Raw genomic sequence first — 17,650 nt, 5'->3', positions numbered from 1 at the left:
AAGATGTGTCGCCTGACCCAAAGCTTCGCGGATGAATCCGCTCCTACTGGTCGTGCGGGGCAAACAGGTTTAGTATCACTTGATAGATGTTTTTAATATCAAGCGATAAACGGAGCCTGTTCATGTCCCTGGCGATTCGTGATTATCACCCTGCCCCTGTCCAGGCTGAAGATTTCTGGCAGCATCTGGGCGTTCCGCCTCGGGGTGCGCGTTTGTATACGGCGCTACGAGAAGGGTTGCCTTATGAGGTGTTCGAACGCTTGGCGCAGTACACCGACCTGAACCGTTCGACCCTGGCCGAATACCTGGGCATCGCCCCGGCCACGCTGCAACGCCGGCTGAAAGTCCGGCAGTTCAATGCCGAGGAAAGCGACCGGCTGTTTCGCTTGGCCGCGGTCTACAAAGGCGCGCTCGACCTGTTCGAAGACGATGCACAAGCCACGCGACGCTGGCTGGCCAACCCGGTATATGGCCTGGGCAATCGCAAACCGCTGGAGATGCTCACCACCTCGGCCGAGGCCCAGGCGGTGCTGGATCTGATCGGCCGGCTTGAGCATGGTGTCGTGGCGTGATTGCTGTCTACCGTCTGGTCAAGCGCAAATGGCTTGCCCAGGCTTTCGACGGCGAAGGCGCCAGGCTCTACGGCGGACGCTGGAACAGCAAAGGCAATGCCTGCGTGTATTGCGCCGGCAGCGAATCGCTGGCCCTGCTGGAAGTACTGGTGCACGTGAGCGATGCCGGGCTGGCCCGGCATTTCGTCATGCTCGAATTGCAGATACCCGAAGAACACATTCTCAATGCGCAGCCCGGCACGCTGCCTGCCGACTGGCGCGACGAGCCGGCGCCGCCCTCGACCGCCTCGTTCGGGGATGCATGGCTGACGTCGGGCCAGAGCCTGGCGCTGGCGGTGCCCAGCGTGATCATTCCGCGTGAAGCCAATTACCTGCTCAACGTGCAGCATCCGGCCTTCCATGCCGTCGTAGCGCTGGCAAAGGAGCTGGAATTCGCTGTCGACCCACGCCTTGGCTAGCTAGATATACAGCTAGCACCAAGAGCCTGGGCTGGAATACGCCCATTGTGGGAGGGAGCTTGCTCGCGACCCGAACGGCGCGGTGTTTCAGACGCAGCGCGTGAGGGCCGTCGCGAGCAAGGTCCCTCCCACTAAAAGCCTTTCCGCTCTCGATCACTTTATTGCTAGATAGATATCTATATATCTAGCTAAATAGCTAGAAACTCGTCTTGAATCGATCGGCATAGGGCGTCTGTAGATCGCGCTCCGGAATTTCCCAGATCACCAGCGCAGGTGGCGTCTGCTTGAATGCGGGGTTATCGAAATAACTCTTAGCCGCGCCGGAAAACTCGCCGCCGTCCTTGGCGAAGTTGCCAATGGGCGCACCCAGCGCGCGTTGCAGGAAGCCCGCGAAATTCGAGTTGCGCGAGAACGATGTGCCGATCAGCGCGACATTGGGCAGGTTGCTGTCGCCGAACAGATCATCGAGGCTGTCGCCGCCTGCGGGTGCCGCCTGCGCCTGCTCGGTGATCTGCGTGGCGGCCACGCGTTCCGCTGGCGGCTGCAGCGAGAGCGGCAACCAGTCGATGCCGGCAAGCCGCACCAGGTCACCCGGGCGCATAGCTTCCGGGGTCGATTGCGTGTCGAACGGCCGGGCCGGTGTCGCCTCGATACCCATCTGTCGAACGCGCGCCGCCACTGCCCTGGCCGCTGCATCGGCGCCGGACTCGCTCCAATGGGTATCAGTGCGCAGATAAGCCTGCGCGCCCAGCGGCTGCAAGGTGGAGGTCAAATCCAGTGCCTTAACACCCGCATTCGTCAGTGCTTGCGTCCAGTCGGCCACTCTTCCTTGCAAACCGGCCGGGCGATACACCGGGCACAGCTCGGCCGATGCAATCCGGCTCTTGTCCGGCACCACCGCCACCAGCAGCTCGATGCCCCGCTTGCGCAAGCTCTGTTGCAGTTCGATAACGGCCTGCGCCTTGGTGTCTGCATGGGCCTGGGCATGACGATTGAGCCGCAGCTCGTCCGTCAGAAACAGCCAGCCCGGACAGCCCTGGCGTACACGCGGGCCGGTGTCGGCGAGTATCAGCCAGCTGGCGCCCCGCTCCAGATCGGCCATCTGTTTTGCCAGAAAGCTGTCCGAGAGCTGTTTGGCCAAGGCATGGGTCACCTCGCCATGCAGCACGCTGTCGAGCGTGGTATCGGCCGGTAGCCACTGGACCTTGCCGCTGGCCATCAAGGCGCCGGTGGCGACCAGTCCCGCGGCCATGAACACGGCCAGCGTCAGTCCCGCGGCCTTGCTGACCCGAACGGCCAGCGCGGAGGGCGGCGGCGGAAAACCGGAGGAAGAAGTCATCGGGCGTCGTCCTCAGAACTGGAAGTACAGGAAGGGAACCGTCTCGCGGCTGGCGATCAGCGCAAAGGACAGCAGGAAACCGGCGACCGGCCACAGCGCCGCGCCCGCCACGTACAGCGGCCGTGCGCCGAAGCGCTGTTCCCAGCGGGCGAGAAACACCGGCGCGACCACACACACCACGCCCAACAGCGCTGCAATGCCGTGGGCCGGACGCAAGGTCACGGCCAGCGCATCGCCCAGACCCAGGCCGTGCAGGCCGAACTGGCCGGCGTACATGGTCATCGCGGTGTGGAAGTCCGGGGCGCGGAACAGCGTCCAGGCCAGGCACACGAACAACAGGGTCAGCGCATGCGCCAGCGGCCTGGGCACTGCGGGCAGGCTTGAGCGCGACCAGGCCCGGTCGACGCACAACGCCACCCCGTGAGCCGCGCCCCACAGCAGGTAGTTCCAGCTGTCGCCGCCATGCCAGAGACCGGCGATGGCCATGGTCAGGAACAGGTTGCGGTAGGTATTCCACACCCCGCGACGGTTACCGCCCAGGGCGATGTACAGGTAATCGCGCAGCCAGCTGGACAACGACAAGTGCCAGCGCCGCCAGAAGTCCTGGATGCTGCTGGCCAGATACGGCCGATTGAAGTTTTCTGGAAAGTGGAAGCCCAGCATCAGGCCCAGGCCGATGGCCATGGCGCTGTAGCCGGCGAAGTCGAAGAACAGTTGCAGCGAGTAGGCCAGGCAACCGATCCAGGCGTCCACCAGCGAAGGGTTTTCCAGATGGAACGCCACATCCACCAACGGCGACAGGGTGTCGGCCACCAACACTTTCATGCTCATGCCGACCATGAAGCGCCGCGCGCCCAGCGCAAAGTTCTCACGGTTGAAATGCCGCTCGACCAGCTCGCGCCTTACCCAGTCGTAACGGATGATGGGCCCTGCGATCGAATGGCCGAACATCGAAATGTAAGTCGCGTAATTGATGAAGCTGCGCTCCACCGGCACGGTATGGCGATGCACATCCACCAGATAGGAAATGGCCTGTAGCACGATGAACGACAGGCCGGCCGGCAGGGCCACGCGCTGCCACTCCATCGGCATCGCGCCGTACCAGGTGATCAGCTCGTTCCAGTTGGTGGCCAGGATATTGGCGTACTTGTACCAGCACAGCACCGCGGTATTGAGCACGATCAGGCCGATCAGCAGACGCACCCGCCCGCTTGAGCCTTCCCGGGCGCGATCCACCAGCAGGCCGCCGACCCAGGCGACGATCGTCAGCACCACGTGCAGCGCCAGAAAGGTCGGGCTCAGCCAGCCGTAGAACAGCCAGCTGCCGATCAGCAGAATGACGTTGCGCCAGGCCGGCCGCGCCAGGGCGTAGATCGCCAGGAACGCGGGCAGGAACAACATCAAAAACTCAAGGGACGCAAATACCATAACGACGACTACGCCATTCGATCAGTTGGACAAGGTATCCGTCGCCGACAACAGGGTCGGTCCGCCGGCGGACGGCACCAGCAGCACGCTGTAGCGCTCGCCGGCCTTGAGTTCGCCCAGATCCAGAGGCGCGCCGACATTGGCGCCGCCGCACACCAGTTGCACCGACAGGCTCACCGGGTTGATCGCGCGACGCTGCAGGCTGCCGGTCGGCACGGCCTTGAACAGGTCCGCGTTGCGCCCGGCCGGACGCAGCGAGGCATCGGCGCAGCCGGCATCGACGCTGTAGAACGCCAGCGACGCTTTCAGGCCATTGAAGTCATCCGGTTGCTCACGCACCGTGACCTGCTTGAGCGCGCCATCGGCTTGTGGCAGGGCCACGACCGTGACGAACTCGCCCGGCTCGATACCTACATCCACCGCCAGCCTGTGTTCACCGCTGCTCAGCGTGCCCTTGATCGAAGGGCTGGCCTGCACAGGGAAATACAGCGACGCCGGCTGTTTTGCATCCAGACGCAGCGGCTGGCCCTGGGCTGCGCTCACGTCCAGTGGCGCGGCAGTGGCGTTGACGAAGCGGATGAATGCCGAATCCTGGGCGGGACCTGTGGGGTACAGCGCAAAATCGGCGGCCTGCGCCTGCGCGCTCGCCAACAGTGCCGCGCAGCTGCCCGCGGCCAGGCGCCAGGCCGTCATGGCTTGGCTCCGTTGGCGCTGACGCTGGTCACCGGCAGTTTGCCCAGCGCATCGCCGATCGCCGTGCCCCAGGATTTATACCCGGCCACGGTGAAATGCTGGCCGTCGGTGGTGATCCACTGGCCTGGCTTGGAAAAGCTCAGCGAATCGATGTAGGTGCAGGGCGCGACGTTGCTGGCCAGAAATTGCGACATCAGCTGAGTGCGGGCGTCGTTCTTCTGGTACATGCCGCCGGCCTTGCCCCAGGCCGGTCCCACCCAGGCGCATTTGGTGCCGGTGGCGGCGATGGCCTTGGTCAGGCCGGTGACGCTCTGCCAGGCCCAGGCCTTGGGAAACGCAGGCTTGTCGTAGGACGCCATGGTGTCGCCGATGACGATCACCACCAGATCCGGCTTGTCGGCGGCGATCAGCTCACCGATAGGCGTGGTGGTCGCGTCGCGGCCCTTGATTTCGATCTTGCCCTTGCCTTTCTGCTCGGCGCCGCAATCGACTTTCTTGGTAATCAGCCAGTCGCCGGCGCTGGCGCCGCAGGCGCCGATCGAGTGGACGATGGCGCCTTGCTTGGTCAGGTTGTCGTGCAGCGGCTCCATCAAGTGGTCCGCAAGGCTCATGTGGCTTTCGCCCAGAACCAGAAGGGTCATGCCGGCGAGAACGGAAGACATCGGATTCTCCAGAAATCAGTTGGAATAAGGGGAACGGTAAGGGCTGACCGGCAACGCCATCGGGCCGGTCATGTCCTCGAACATGTAACGCAAATAAAGCGCGCCGCTGAACTGGCGATAGTCCCGGGCGTTGTCCAGGCCCAGATTGGCGCCCATGAACAGGCTCGAGCCGAGCTTGTATTCGCCCGCCGCGCTCAGGTTGTAGCCAATGCCGGTCTTGCTCTGTCCGGCATGGCGCTGCCCGGAGGCGGCCTGCAGGGCTTTGTCGTCGGGGAAGTAATCGGCGCCGTCCTGCTCGAAGTGCTGAACGCCCACCGAAGACTTGATCTGGTAGCTGAAGCGCTCGGTGCGCTGCGACCACATGACCGGAATACCCAGCGCGTAGAACGTTTGTGGGCTGAAGTAGCCGCCATGGCCGTAGGTGAAATAGCTCTGGTCGTTGTCGTAGCTCATGCCCATGGCGCTCAAGCCGGCGGTGAGCTGGGTGTCGTCTTCGTTTTTCAGGTACCAGTAGATGCCGCCGCCCACTTCGCCGCGGGTGTTGGACTTGACGTTGTTGCCCACCAGCTTGTGCCACGAGCCGTAGCCGTAGCCGCCGATGGTCTGGTCGTCATAACTGATCTGCCCGCGCCCGCCGTTGGCGGTCACGCCGCCCCAGGACCTGCCGGTGCGATCGTCGGTGGACCCGGCGAACGAGGTCACGCTGTCGGTGACCGGACGACGCGAGACGTTCAGGCCGTAACGCAGGTTGGGGTTATCGTTCAGCGGCCGGTCGACGCTCACGCCGCCCGCGACCGTGCTGTACTTGAAGCCCATGGGCGTGGTGCCGATGTCGGCTTTCAGGCCTTCTTCGGGACGTTCGAACGCCAGCGCCAGACCGACGCCCTGCTCGCGCTGCGAGCCGGCCGAACCCGTGCCGCCGGTGCCGAAGCGCGCACCGGCCTCGGACTTCACGCTACCGGCATTGAGCGATACCGGCGTGACCTGCACCGCGACGCGGTTGTCGCCGGCCGGAATATTGATCTGCAACGGCGCTTCCACCGCCGTCATCTTGCCCAGGCCCGATTCGCTGTTGTTGCTGCGTATCGACAGGCCCTGGCTGACGTAGCCGCTGCGCTGTTCGAGGATGCGGTTCAAGGCACGCTGGGCATTGCTCTGCTGCTCCCGCGCCGAGGCGGCCGCGAACGGATTGTCACGCACTGTCGGCGCACGTCCGGCCGCCAGTGGCTGCTGCGCCAGGTTCTGTCCCGGATTCTGCCCAGGATAGGCGTCGCTGAACGGATTGCCGGCCGGCTCGCCGCCCGCCAGCGCAATCTGTGCAGGCGTCGGGATCGCGGCGTCGGTACTGGCCGCCAGGCTGCGTGGGCCGCTGGCGGCGAACGGGTTGGACGAAGGGGTGCCCGGCACGGCCTGCGCCGCCGCGAAGCGCTGCTTCTCGCTCTGCTCGATGCCGACTGCCTTGCGCAACAGCTCGGTCGCGGTGCCGGTCTTGCCCATGCTCTGGTAGATACGCGCGGCTTCGGTCAGCGACTGCGGATCGTAACGTTCAAGCTTGAGGAACTGCCCCAGCGCCTTGTCGGCGAACGCGTGGTCGTGCGCCTTGACCGCCGCATCGGCCGCGCCCAGCAACACTTGTGGGTCGTCGGGCTGGCGTTGCAGCAACGGCTTGTAGAGTTCGAAAGCCTTGGCCGCGTCGCCATTGGCCGTGTACATCCGGGCGAACGCCGACACCGCCTGAACGTCGCCCGGCCGCTGGGCCAGCGCCGGTGCCAGCGTGTCGTAGGCGCCGGCCAGGTCGCCGCCTTCACGCAAGAGGTCGGCCTGACGGATGCGGTACTGGTAGACCAGGTCGTCGAAACGCTTGCGGGTCTGGATGCTCATCGGCTGGCCTTGCGCATTGCGCAGGATCGAGCTGACCTGCACGTCGTCGCCCGCCGCCAGCAGCAGGCCGGCGTATTGCAGCATCAGGTCGACCGACGGCGTGGAAGTCTGCGCCATCGCGCTCTGGGCCAAGGCCTTGCCGCGCTCGGCGTCGCCAGCATCGAGATAGGCGCTGGCCAGCGTCAGTTGCCGCTCCGGGCTGCCGCTGGCGACCGGTTGCAGGCGATCGAGCAGCACCAGCGCTTCCTGACGCTGGCCACGCAAGGCCATGCGGGTCGCCAGGTTGATCTGCACGGTCATGGTGACTTCGTCGGCCAGCGCGTTCATGTCCGCCGTGCGCCGGTCGACCGGGATACGCGCGAAGGTCGCCTGCGCGTCCTGCCAGCGGCCCATTTCCACCGCCAGCAGCGCGCTGGTGTAGAGCGCATCGATGTCGTTGGGATGGGTCTTGAGCAGATCGTCGATCAGGGCGCGGGCCTTGGGCGCCTCGTCGGTCTTGAGGTACAGCCGCGCCAGGTCGAAGCGTGTCCAGACGCTGTCCGGATCGGCTTTCACCGCATCCTTCAAGGCGTTCTGGGCCGCGCGCACGTCGCCGCGCGACTCGGCCAGACGCGCAACCTGGGTGGCGCGCAGCGCCTTGAAACGACCGCTGTCGCCCAGCTTGGCCTGTTCGGCGGCAGACAAGGTGTCGAGCAGGCGCAGGGCTTCGTCGGCCTGACCGCTCTGGGCCAGCACATTGACCAGCCCGCGAATCGCTTGCGGGTTGTTGCGCTGGGTTGCCAGCACCTGGCGGTAGCCGGCCTGGGCGGCATCGAGCTGGCCGGCCTGGGCCTGAAGGTCGGCGCGGGTCAGACGCACGTCGACACTGGACGGGCTGCGGCGCTCGGCCTGGGCCAACATGTCCTGGGCTTTGGCGGTCTGGCCTTTGTCCTGCAGGTCACGCGCCTGTTGCAAAAGACTCCAGAGCTGCACGCTGTCCAGCGCGCTTTTCCAGCGTGCACCGCCGTTCTGGCGAGTGGCGCGGGTCAACAGTTGTTCGGCTTCGGCGAGACGGTTCTGCTGTTGACGCACCACACCCAGGCCGCCCAGGGCGTCGGCATCGTCGGCCTTGATGTTCAAACGCGCGGAAAACGCCTGCTCGGCGTCCGCAGTGTCACCCTTGTCCAGCGCCTTGAGGCCGCGGGCCACCAGCGGATCCTGCTGCCAGCCTGCGCCTTTGGCGCCGGCCTGCTGCTGGCGTCCCTTGTTCAGCTGGTCGCGGATTTCCTGATCGTCGGGGTGAGCCTTGAGGAAATCTTCGAACAACGGGGCCTGCGCGGCATTCGGCGGGCCGAGCCAGACCAGCGCCATGCGCCAGCTCTGATCGGCGTCACCGGCGATATCGACCCGCTGGGTCAGGCGCTCGAGCGCCTTGATGCCTTCGACCCGGCTGTCTTCACGACGGGCCAGGTGCTTGGCGAAGAACAGCGCCAGGATCGAGTCGTCCGGGTTCTGCCGGATCAGCCGTTCGAAGCCCTTGCGCGCCTCGGGCCAGTCCGCGCTGTTGAAGCCCAGGTTGGTGTAGTACTCGCGACCGATGCTGCCTTCGGGCGAACGACCGGCGAAGAACTGGCGAAACACTGCCGTGGCTTTGTCGCGCTCGCCGGCATCGGCCAGCCGCCGGGCTTCGTCGAGCAGGGCCTGGTTCTGCGGCTGGGCGAGGGCGATGTCCTGTTCGAGCTGCACCGCCAGCCAGGGCACCGGCGAAAGCGCTTTGAGGCGGGCCAGATAGGTCTGCGCCTGCTGCGGCTTGTTCTGCTTCACGCCGATCAGGCCCATGCCATACAGCGCGTCGACCTGGTTGGGGTCGATCTGCAGCACTTTCTGCCAGACCTCGGCCGCGCGCGTGGCGTTGTCACGGGCCTGCCAGTATTGCCCCTGCTCCACCAGTTGGGTTTCTACAGAACTGGCAGCGTGGACCACGTTGGCTGAGATCGCCGCCGCGAGCAGCCCGATGACTAAGGTGTTACGGCGCGCGGGCATGACGTCTCCCAGGACAATTTGAGGGTCCCGTCAGTGCGGAACTGGTAGCGTTGTTCGGTCCAGCCCAGCGCGAACAGGCTGAGCATGAGGTTGTAATAGGCAGGTTCGGTACGGTCCTTGGGATCGCGGGCCATGACCCTGGCGATGCCCTGCTCGACCTTGCGGCGTTGCTGCTCGACCAGCCAGCTCTGGCCCTTGGCCTGAAAGTACGGCAGCAGCGCCGCCGAAAAGCCGAACGGCGCCTGGCCTTCGGTGGCCCCGTTGATGACCTGGACTTTCTCCGGCGGCACGCCGGTCGAGGCGGTGCTGACCGCCATGCCGTCGAGCCGGGTCAGCAGAGACGCGGCCAGCGGATCGGCGGCAGGCGTCATGCCGGCCCACAGATAAACGCGGATCGCGTCGTAGCTGCCCAGCTCGCCGGTGACCGGGTCGGCGACGAACAGGCCGGAAGTCGGTGAGGTTCCGCGATAGCCGATCCAGTCGGCAATGAACCCCTTGGGGCTCGACGCCTCGATCATCCGGCCGGTGTTGGCGGCAATCTGCGCCCAGGGACCTTTCGGGGCTTCCTTGGCCAGACGGCGCAGCAAGGGCACCGGCAGATAGCTGGGATTGAGGCGCCACAAGTGCTCGGGCTGCACGAAACCTTCAGGTCCGGGCAATACCATCTTGCCAAGGCCAGGCAGATCGACCACCAGCCGCGCTTCGAGGGTCTTGAGCACTGCCAGCGCATCGTTGCGGTACGCCGGATGCTTCCAGACCCGCGCCGCTTCGAGCAGCGCATAGACGATCCACAGATCGGCGTCGGACGCCGAGTTGGCGTCCTGCAACGTCCAGCTGCCGTCCTGCCCGCGGCCCCACAGCCAGCCCGGCAGCCGGGTCGCCAGATCCGAGCCCATCATGTTGGCGGCGGTCCAGCTCCACAGCTTGTCGAAACGCGCGCGATCATTGGCGACCAGCGCGAACAGCATGCCGTAGGACTGACCCTCGGAGGTGCTGTGGTCGGGCTTGATGCTCGATTCGAGCATGCGGCCGTCGTCCTGCACGTAGCGTTCGGCATAGCTCTGCCACAGCGGCCATGCCGGCTTGTCACAGCTGTCGGCGGCCAGCGCATGAGGCAGTATCGCCGACGCCAGCAGCCCGGCCATCCAGCCGGCCGCGCGTCGCAGCTTCATCGCCATGGCTTATTCGCTCTCCAGACGACGGTTGGCGATCGAGCGCAGGGTGACGTAGGCGACGCCGGTCACCAGCGCCACGGCGACGCCGACGATCACCAGCAGCCACAGCACGTTGCGCGACATCAGCCATTGCACGTAGCGGATCGGACCCAGTTCGCCGACCCAGTACTGCTGGTCGGCGACCAGTGCTTCGACCGACTTGCCGCGCACCACCACCAGGCTGCCCTGGACCTTGTCGCTGGTGCTCAGCGCCTGGGTCACGTTGGCCAGGCCATCGGCTTCGCCGCTGGAAATCAGCACCACGCTGCGCCCATTCTTGAGCGGCGATTCGAAACCGGTCAAAAAGGTGCTGCGCTTGTCGCTGGAGAACGCCATCGCGACCCGCGCGCGGCGCTGGTTTTCTTCAGGATCGGGACTGATCCAGTCACGCAGGCGGAACGACAGGTCCGAGAACTGGAAGCCCTGCTGATCGCCGCCTGCGACCGGCAGACGGTCGGCCCACTGCTTGAGCAGTGGCTGGTTGTCGCCCGAACCCAGAACCAGAATGTCCTTGTCGGCGGCGCTGGCGATCTGTTCGGCCTGGACGACCGAGACACCGGTGGCCGGATAACCGGTGGACTCGCCGAAGCGGCCCAGCACGTTCAGGTAAGCACTGGCTTCGCTGGCGGACACGCGAGTGGGCATGACCACGGCAGTCTGCGACAGGTCCGCCATGCGCGTGAACGGGAAGCCCGAGTCCTTGAACACGCCCAGGTTAGGCATGGCGATGAAGTGTTCGTAGTCGCGCAGATCCACGGTCGACTCAGGGTCGATGCTGCCGCGCATGTTGTCGATGATGATGTCGCCACATTCGCCCTGCTTGAGGTAATCGAACATGTAGCGCAGTTGCAGGCGTGACTGGAGCGCCGCCGCATTGAGCGGCAGGTACATGCGCGCCTCGCGGCTGATGCTGTCGTTGCCACCGGTCAGTTTGGCGACCAGGCCGCTTTCCAGGTTCTTGATCGACGGCAACGGCTCGGCCTTGATCAGGCTGTCGTTGAAAGTGACCATCAGCGACGAATTGTTGGAGCGCTCCTGCGGCGTGTAGCGGTACTTGAGCTTGAGCGGCACGCCTTCTTCACGCCAGCTGAACAGATCCGGCGGCAGGTTCAGGGGGACGGTGATGTCACCCGGATCGTAGCCGGCCACGTTCAGTTTCTTGGCATCGATCAGCTCGCCGAGCTTGACCGGACGGTCGCTGGGCAACCAATTGGGCGCGTCATAGGGCTTGCGTGGCTTGAGCGTTTCGACGCGATCGATCAGCACGCTGCTGCCCACCAGACTCTGGCCGCCGATCACCAGCGCGTTGACCGCCTGCTTAAGCTCGGCCGAATCGCGACCGCTGATCACCAGCAGCTTGCTGTTGGGGTCGTTCGGATGGGTCACCATGCTCAGGGTCGGGCCCTTGGCGGCCGGCATCGACAGGGCGCCGAGCTGCAGCGGGCCTTCGCCCTTGAGCAGGACCAGCGCGTTGCCGCTGGCCGGCAGATCGTCGAAATGCGCCGGGAAATTCGCGGTGCGCGAGCGGGTCTTGGCCGCGCCGATCCAGGAGGCCAGCGCGCCGGCGGCTTCCAGCGTGGTGTTGTCGGGCGCGGCGCCCAGCACCACGGGCAAGGTCAGGTTGCGGTCGTCACGCCGGTCGAAGAACGGCAGCGGCAGGATCGACAGATCGTTGGGCAACACGAACGGCGAAACGCGGATGTCCAGGCGCGTGTCATTGTTGATGCGTGCCCAGAGGCTGGAATGCTTGGGGTCTTCGCAGGCCATCGTGTAGTGCCCGATGAACTGCAGGCTCAGCCGGTTGAACTCGGTGATCATCTGCGGCGGCAGTTCGATCACTTGGGTCTGCGGCTTGCCGGCGTCTTCCTTGGGCAGCGGCAGGGTCGCGGCCACCTGGTCGTTGATCAGCACGTTGATCTGCGACAGGTCCGCCAGCAACGCCGGCGAGTAGCTGTAGCTCAGGCTCAGGCTGGCGCCGGTCACGACCTGGTCAGCGCGCACGTTGAAGTTGACGCTGTCGGTGGCTTCCACCCCGCGCAGGTTCATCGGGTAATTGCGACCCAGTTGCTGCAGCGTCACGCTGTAACCGTCGCCGGCCCCCACTGTCTCGCTGGCCGTCGCGCCGCCCGCGCAGGAGAGCATCGATATCGCACAGGCCAACAGAGCCCACGAGCGGCGAACGGCGAAGCGCTCGGCGCCAGGAAAATACCGTGTAGTCATTACAACTTATCCATCAGTTTGGTGTGGGGGAAGCAGCGCGCTTGCGAAACGGCAGCCATCTGCCGATGTCTTTGCGGGTGGCCTTGAGCAATTCGATGACGCCGCTCAGGCCGATCTTGCAGACCTCGCGCAGCGCAACCAGCGGCGTATCCGGCCGACGATTGCCCCAGCTCGAGGCCCAGTTGTCGGCACGGGCGAAGGTCAGCCGCACCAGTTCGCTCTGCTGGCGCAGGGTCAGGCCCTCGAAGCGGGTACCCAGGTAACCGCCGCGGCTGAACATCACGCGGGCAGGGAAATCGTAAGTCTGCGTGCCCCGGTACAGCGAAACCGTGAGGCTGTCGCCGCTCTCGATGCCGGCGTCCACCGGCAATCGCAGGCCCAGGCCGGTCTGCGAGAAGTCCTGGGTGACGCCGTCGATCAACACGCCGTCGGTGCGTTTGACGCGGATCGGCAACTCGGCCAGGACCCGTGGCTCGGCGCGTACCTGACGCACTTCACTGGCCACCGCGATGGCGGCGCTGGTGATAATGATGTTGTAGATCGTCCAGGCCAGGTTGATCAGGATCGTCAGGGTGATCGCGTCGTTGTTCCAGCCCAGCTCGTAGAGACTCGCCACGCCGATGCCGAAGACCACCACGTTGAGGGTCAGCAGCACGATGTAGGGTCGCGCCAGGGTCCAGTCGAAGAATTTTTCCTCGACCACGCCACCCTTGTCGGTGACGTTGAAGCCGCCGAATTTCGGGTTGATCATCGCCATCAGCACCGGCCCCATGATGTACCAGGCCAGCACCGCCTCGTAGACCTCATTCCAGAACGAATGGCGGAAGCGTCCTTGAATCGCGGAGTTGGTCAGGCTGGCGTGCAGGATGTGCGGGATCACATAGGCGGTGATCATCAGTGCCGAGGCATGCATGATCTCGGCGCCGAACAGCAGGTAGGCCAGCGGCGCGGTGAGGAACACCAGGCGCGGCAACCCGTAGAAGAAGTGCAGCATGGCGTTGGCGTAGCACAGCCGCTGGCCGATCGACAGGCCCTTGCCCAGCAGCGGGTTGTCGGTGCGGAAGATCTGCGCCATGCCCCGCGCCCAGCGAATCCGCTGCGCCACGTGGCGCGACAGGCTCTCGGTCGCCAGCCCCGCGGCCTGCGGAATCGCCAGATAGGCGGTGTTATAGCCGGCGCGGTTGAGCTTGAGGGCGGTGTGGGCGTCTTCGGTCACGGTTTCGGTGGCGACGCCGCCGATTTCCAGCAGCGACGAGCGCCGCAGCACTGCGCACGAGCCGCAGAAGAAGGTCGCGTTCCACAGGTCGTTGCCGTCCTGCAGCAGGCCGTAGAACAGCTCGCCTTCGTTGGGAACCGAACGGAAAGTGTCCAGGTTCTTTTCGAAAGGATCGGGCGAGAAGAAGAAATGCGGCGTCTGCAGCATCGCAAGCTTGGGGTCCTTGAGGAACCAGCCCATGGCGATCTGCAGGAAGGAGCGGGTCGGCACGTGGTCGGCGTCGAACATGGCGATGTACTCGCCATCAGTGACCTTGAGCGCTTCGTTCAGGTTGCCGGCCTTGGCGTGACGGTTGTTGTCGCGGGTGACATAGCCCACGCCGATCTGCTCGCAGAACTCGCGAAAATCCTCGCGACGACCGTCGTCGAGCACGTAGACGCGCAGCTTGTCCGCCGGCCAGTCGATGGCCTGGGCCGCGAAAATGCTCAGTTTGACGATGCTCAGGGCTTCGTTGTACGAGGGAATGAACACATCCACCGTCGGCCAGGTGCTGGTGTCCCTGGGCAGGATCACCGGCTTGCGCTGCAGCGGCCAGGCGGTCTGCACGTAACCCAGCACGATGACGATCAAGGTGTAGAACTCGGCCACCACCAACCCGTAGCCCAGCAGGCTGTCGAGCCAGTTCTCGAAATCCAGCGTCTCGGTCAGGCGCCAGTACATGTAGCGCAGCGACGCCAGCAACGAGAGCACGACCAGCGTCAGCACCGGGATGCGACCCGGAATCCGGCGAATCACCAGCATCGCGCCAAAGCACACCAGCGCGAAGGTGCACTGGGCGTAGAGATCCAGCGGCACGCTGATGATCAGCGCCATCAGCACCAGCCCCACTGTCGCAGCCGTGCCCTTGAGCACTCGGCGCGATGTGGCGGACAAACCGGCGAACCAGGACGACAGGTGCTTGAGGCACCGCGCGGCGCGTGTCGGCGCGCGGGACACGTCAACGGACAGATAGGTCATGGTTGTACGGACTCTTCAGCGCTCTGGGCAACGAGGCGGGAAACCAGCGTGTCGGCCAGTGTGCGCAGATCCTGAACGCCACGACCGGCGCCCGGTGCCTGCAACGGGTTGTGACCAAAGGCCAGCGCCTCATCGAGGGCTGGGTCCTGGTGCACGACGCCGAGGACGTGGTCACCCAGGCGGCGCGTGATGACCTGCGCCATGTCGCACGAGAAACTGCGCGACTCATCGAACCGGTTGATCACGAAGTCCCAGGCAGGCGTCGGCTCATCGCTGGCAGTCGACGCCAGTCGGGCATCCAGCTGATCGAGCGTCAGGTAACAGGCTGCGTCCGCGGTCACGACCGCCAGCACCTGGGTCGCGGCATTGAGCGCCTGCGCCAGCATGCGTTCGTCACCGCCGGGCACGTCGAGAATTACCACGTCATTGGTGCCAAGCTCCATGCGAGCGATCTGACGCACCAGCCACTGCGGATCATTGTCCAGGTAGCGCTCCAGCGCACGGCGCTCGTCCGGCGTCTGCGCGCCATGACGCAACAGGCTGGTGTTTCGGGATCCGGCGGCCAGCAGCGTGCGCCAGTTGTCCCCGGTCAGGCTCGCGGCGGCCATGCCGGCGACGTCCGGGCTGACGTTCAGCAGATGCTGCAGCGCGTTCTGTGGGTCCAGGTCGATGGCGACGGTCAGACCGTCCGGCAGTCGGATCGCGGTCGCCAGGGCCGCGCTCAAGGTGCTCTTGCCCACTCCCCCCTTGGCCGAGATCACTGCGATCACATGCGCATCGATCCGGGCCGAAGGTGTCTTGGGCAAGGCCTGAACCAAGGCTTCAGTATTGCGCGCGGCCGCTTCGGCCTGACGAGCCCGTGCGGCTTCGGTCAACAGATGCCCCAAGGGACTGGAGCTGGCAGCGATGGTTGCGGGTTCAGGCTCATCGGATGTCGCGAGAGCAGGCGGCTTGACCTCGACGATGGCGGGCGTCATGGGTTGCGCGTGGGCGATGGGCTTGGTTGCCGGAGGTTCGCGGTAGTCGAACCTGTTGTCTATTTCCAGATAACCGTCGGAGTTCGCACCAAAGCGCTGAAACAGACTGGCGACATCATCGGTACGACTCATCCTTACAACCTCAACAAGGGCTGTGATTGAGCCCGTCCATAGATTTGGGGCATAGCGTGTAATATCAAAATGACAGTGTCAATATTTTGATAGAACTCACCGGTCATTATCGATGGGCGGTTGGCGGGATTTCTGACGACGTATTTCTGGCGCAGGGGCGCTGTGCGATTCATTTGCGCTTCAAGCGCTACTAGCCCGATAGATATCTATATAGCTAGATAACTAGCTATATAGATATCTTGGGTGTTCGCGAATCCTTGGATCCGGTTTTGCAGGTTTGCGATTTGTGGGAGCCAGCTTGCTGGCGATGAACGATAACGCGGTCGGTCCAAAACACCGCGTCGCTCGGTTTTGCTGCCGCTTCGCGGCAGATCGCGAGCAAGCTCACTCCTACAGGCGAGATGTAGAACGCGTGTTGTAGGAGCCAGCGGGCGGCGATCCGTCTTGCTGGCGATGGAAACGACGCGGTTATCGCGAAGGGGTCGGGGCGGCGTCCGGCAGCGCCATGCCCTTGGGCCATAGCAGCCAGATATTGCCCTTCTGTTTCATGTCGCCAGCCAGCCTGCCGGCTTCATCGCCGGTGCCCCAGAACAGGTCCGCGCGCACTTCGCCCGCGATGGCTCCGCCGGTGTCCTGTGCGGCAACCGGGCGCACCACGGGGCTGCCGTCCGGACGTGTCGTGGACAGCCACAGCAAACTACCCAGCGGGATGACCTTGCGATCGATCGCCACGCTGTAGCCTGCCGTCAAAGGCACATTGAGCGAGCCACGGGGGCCTTCGTTGCTGTCGGGGTTGCGTGCGAAAAACACGTAGCTGGGGTTGCTGGCCAGCAGTTCCGGAACCCGTTGCGGATTGGCCTTGGCCCAGGCGGCGATGCTGCCCATGGTCACCTCTTCTTTCTTGAGCGCGCCCTGCTCCACCAGCCAGCGACCGATGGCCCGGTAGGGACGACCGTTCTGATCGGCATAGCCCAGACGCAGCTGCGAGCCGTCGCCCAGGCTTACCCGCCCTGAACCCTGGATTTGCAGAAACTGCAGGTCCATCGGGTCGGTCAGCCAGGCAACGACCGGCGCATCCAGCCCCTTGGCACCAATGGTGGCGGCATCGTCATAAGGCTTGAGCACGCGCCCTTCGAGGCGACCCCGCAGGCGCTTGCCCTTGAGTTCGGGGTAGACGCTGTCCAGATTGACCACGATCAGATCGTTCGGCACGCCATAGACCGGCACTTTGGCGGTGGCGGTCTGCGTCAGGCTGCCGGGGTAGACCGGCTCGTAATAACCGGTGATCAGCCCGTCCGGGCTGCCGCCATCGGCCCGCAGGCTGTAGACCTGCAACTGCGCCTGCAAAAAGGCACGAATCTCCCCCGCCGTCGGCGCAGGCGCCAGCGCCGCGGCCGCCGCGCAGGTCGCGTCCCAGACCGCATCGGCCTTCAGTCGCGTACAGGCGCTGCGCCAGGCCGCGAAACCGGCTTGCAGATCGGCTTCGGCAACGGCCGGCAAGGCATTCCAGTCGGCCTGGGTATAGGTCGTATGAGGCGGCGCCTTGGGCGGTTGAGGTTTATCGGACGTATCGCATGCCGTGAGCACCACGGTCGTGGGCAATGCCAGTGCGAGCGCGCGTGCCCATGGCTTGAAGGAAAACATCATCAGCGTGAATCCTTTTTCAGCCGCAGCGGGCCGTCGCGAAAAAAGCGCCATTGTGGCGCAAGCACAGCGCCGGTCAAACCTTCGCGATGCGCCAGCGGGGAACACAGCCCAATGAACCCGAACAATATCAATGTGCTACCATCGGCAGAACCCGATCGTCAGGAGCCGCTCT

At 64.8% G+C, this 17,650-nt stretch carries 12 protein-coding genes; 2 read left to right on the top strand and 10 right to left on the bottom strand.

Features of this window, described 5'->3' with window-relative positions; all coding sequences use genetic code 11:
- Nucleotides 1-122: 122 nt before the first annotated feature.
- Both parS and TRP66_RS21440 read left to right on the top strand, forming a co-directional pair.
- Nucleotides 123-572 (top strand): type II RES/Xre toxin-antitoxin system antitoxin, encoded by a 450-nt coding sequence (gene parS / locus TRP66_RS21445; RefSeq protein ID WP_333406919.1) that lies wholly within the window; start codon nt 123-125, stop codon nt 570-572.
- Nucleotides 569-1,030, top strand: a complete 462-nt coding sequence (locus tag TRP66_RS21440; RefSeq protein WP_333406918.1) for an RES family NAD+ phosphorylase — start codon at nt 569-571, stop codon at nt 1,028-1,030. The genes parS and TRP66_RS21440 overlap by 4 nt, the downstream gene beginning before the upstream one ends.
- A gap of 196 nt (nt 1,031-1,226) precedes the next feature.
- Here the strand turns inward: TRP66_RS21440 and TRP66_RS21435 are convergent, their stop codons facing one another.
- The 10 genes from TRP66_RS21435 to mltA all read right to left on the bottom strand — a co-directional run bounded on the left by TRP66_RS21435 (nt 1,227) and on the right by mltA (nt 17,478).
- Nucleotides 1,227-2,369, bottom strand: a complete 1,143-nt coding sequence (locus TRP66_RS21435; RefSeq protein WP_333406917.1) for an alginate O-acetyltransferase AlgX-related protein — start codon at nt 2,367-2,369, stop codon at nt 1,227-1,229.
- Nucleotides 2,370-2,381: 12 nt separating this feature from the next.
- On the bottom strand, nt 2,382-3,797 hold the full coding sequence (locus tag TRP66_RS21430; RefSeq protein WP_333406916.1) for an MBOAT family O-acyltransferase: 1,416 nt from the start codon (nt 3,795-3,797) through the stop codon (nt 2,382-2,384).
- Nucleotides 3,798-3,818: 21 nt separating this feature from the next.
- Nucleotides 3,819-4,490: an alginate O-acetyltransferase AlgF gene (locus TRP66_RS21425; RefSeq protein WP_333406915.1), complete on the bottom strand. Its 672-nt coding sequence runs from the start codon at nt 4,488-4,490 to the stop codon at nt 3,819-3,821.
- Nucleotides 4,487-5,152 carry an SGNH/GDSL hydrolase family protein gene (locus tag TRP66_RS21420; RefSeq protein WP_333406914.1) on the bottom strand — a complete coding sequence of 222 codons (666 nt, stop codon included), beginning with the start codon at nt 5,150-5,152 and terminating at the stop codon, nt 4,487-4,489. The genes TRP66_RS21425 and TRP66_RS21420 overlap by 4 nt, the downstream gene beginning before the upstream one ends.
- A gap of 15 nt (nt 5,153-5,167) precedes the next feature.
- Nucleotides 5,168-9,055 (bottom strand): cellulose biosynthesis protein BcsC, encoded by a 3,888-nt coding sequence (locus tag TRP66_RS21415; RefSeq protein ID WP_333406913.1) that lies wholly within the window; start codon nt 9,053-9,055, stop codon nt 5,168-5,170.
- Complete coding sequence (gene bcsZ, locus TRP66_RS21410) at nt 9,031-10,233, bottom strand: cellulose synthase complex periplasmic endoglucanase BcsZ (RefSeq protein WP_333406912.1); 1,203 nt, start codon at nt 10,231-10,233, stop codon at nt 9,031-9,033. The genes TRP66_RS21415 and bcsZ overlap by 25 nt, the downstream gene beginning before the upstream one ends.
- Nucleotides 10,234-10,236: 3 nt before the next feature.
- Entirely contained in the window at nt 10,237-12,489 is a 2,253-nt protein-coding gene (gene bcsB, locus TRP66_RS21405; protein ID WP_333406911.1) for a cellulose biosynthesis cyclic di-GMP-binding regulatory protein BcsB, read from the bottom strand.
- Nucleotides 12,490-12,502: 13 nt separating this feature from the next.
- The gene (bcsA, locus tag TRP66_RS21400; RefSeq protein WP_333406910.1) at nt 12,503-14,722 is read right to left on the bottom strand and encodes a UDP-forming cellulose synthase catalytic subunit; all 2,220 of its coding nucleotides are present in this window, start codon (nt 14,720-14,722) and stop codon (nt 12,503-12,505) included.
- Entirely contained in the window at nt 14,719-15,831 is a 1,113-nt protein-coding gene (gene bcsQ / locus TRP66_RS21395) for a cellulose biosynthesis protein BcsQ (protein ID WP_333406909.1), read from the bottom strand. The genes bcsA and bcsQ overlap by 4 nt, the downstream gene beginning before the upstream one ends.
- A gap of 468 nt (nt 15,832-16,299) precedes the next feature.
- Nucleotides 16,300-17,478 carry a murein transglycosylase A gene (gene mltA / locus TRP66_RS21390; protein WP_333406908.1) on the bottom strand — a complete coding sequence of 393 codons (1,179 nt, stop codon included), beginning with the start codon at nt 17,476-17,478 and terminating at the stop codon, nt 16,300-16,302.
- Nucleotides 17,479-17,650 lie beyond the last annotated feature (172 nt).

The sequence above is a fragment of the Pseudomonas sp. JDS28PS106 genome (assembly GCF_036706555.1).
In the GTDB taxonomy this organism is placed as follows: domain Bacteria; phylum Pseudomonadota; class Gammaproteobacteria; order Pseudomonadales; family Pseudomonadaceae; genus Aquipseudomonas.
Note: the sequence above shows the minus strand (reverse complement) of the source record. Positions and strands in the feature narration are given on the sequence as shown.

Excerpts from the sequence above, each read along its gene's own strand:
- bcsB (WP_333406911.1), bottom strand. The coding sequence starts at position 12,489 with ATGACTACACGGTATTTTCCTGGCGCCGAGCGCTTCGCCGTTCGCCGC.
- bcsZ (WP_333406912.1), bottom strand. The coding sequence starts at position 10,233 with ATGGCGATGAAGCTGCGACGCGCGGCCGGCTGGATGGCCGGGCTGCTG.
- bcsQ (WP_333406909.1), bottom strand. The coding sequence starts at position 15,831 with ATGAGTCGTACCGATGATGTCGCCAGTCTGTTTCAGCGCTTTGGTGCG.
- TRP66_RS21430 (WP_333406916.1), bottom strand. The coding sequence starts at position 3,797 with ATGGTATTTGCGTCCCTTGAGTTTTTGATGTTGTTCCTGCCCGCGTTC.
- TRP66_RS21420 (WP_333406914.1), bottom strand. The coding sequence starts at position 5,152 with ATGTCTTCCGTTCTCGCCGGCATGACCCTTCTGGTTCTGGGCGAAAGC.
- TRP66_RS21415 (WP_333406913.1), bottom strand. The coding sequence starts at position 9,055 with ATGCCCGCGCGCCGTAACACCTTAGTCATCGGGCTGCTCGCGGCGGCG.
- TRP66_RS21435 (WP_333406917.1), bottom strand. The coding sequence starts at position 2,369 with ATGACTTCTTCCTCCGGTTTTCCGCCGCCGCCCTCCGCGCTGGCCGTT.
- TRP66_RS21425 (WP_333406915.1), bottom strand. The coding sequence starts at position 4,490 with ATGACGGCCTGGCGCCTGGCCGCGGGCAGCTGCGCGGCACTGTTGGCG.
- mltA (WP_333406908.1), bottom strand. The coding sequence starts at position 17,478 with ATGATGTTTTCCTTCAAGCCATGGGCACGCGCGCTCGCACTGGCATTG.
- parS (WP_333406919.1), top strand. The coding sequence starts at position 123 with ATGTCCCTGGCGATTCGTGATTATCACCCTGCCCCTGTCCAGGCTGAA.
- bcsA (WP_333406910.1), bottom strand. The coding sequence starts at position 14,722 with ATGACCTATCTGTCCGTTGACGTGTCCCGCGCGCCGACACGCGCCGCG.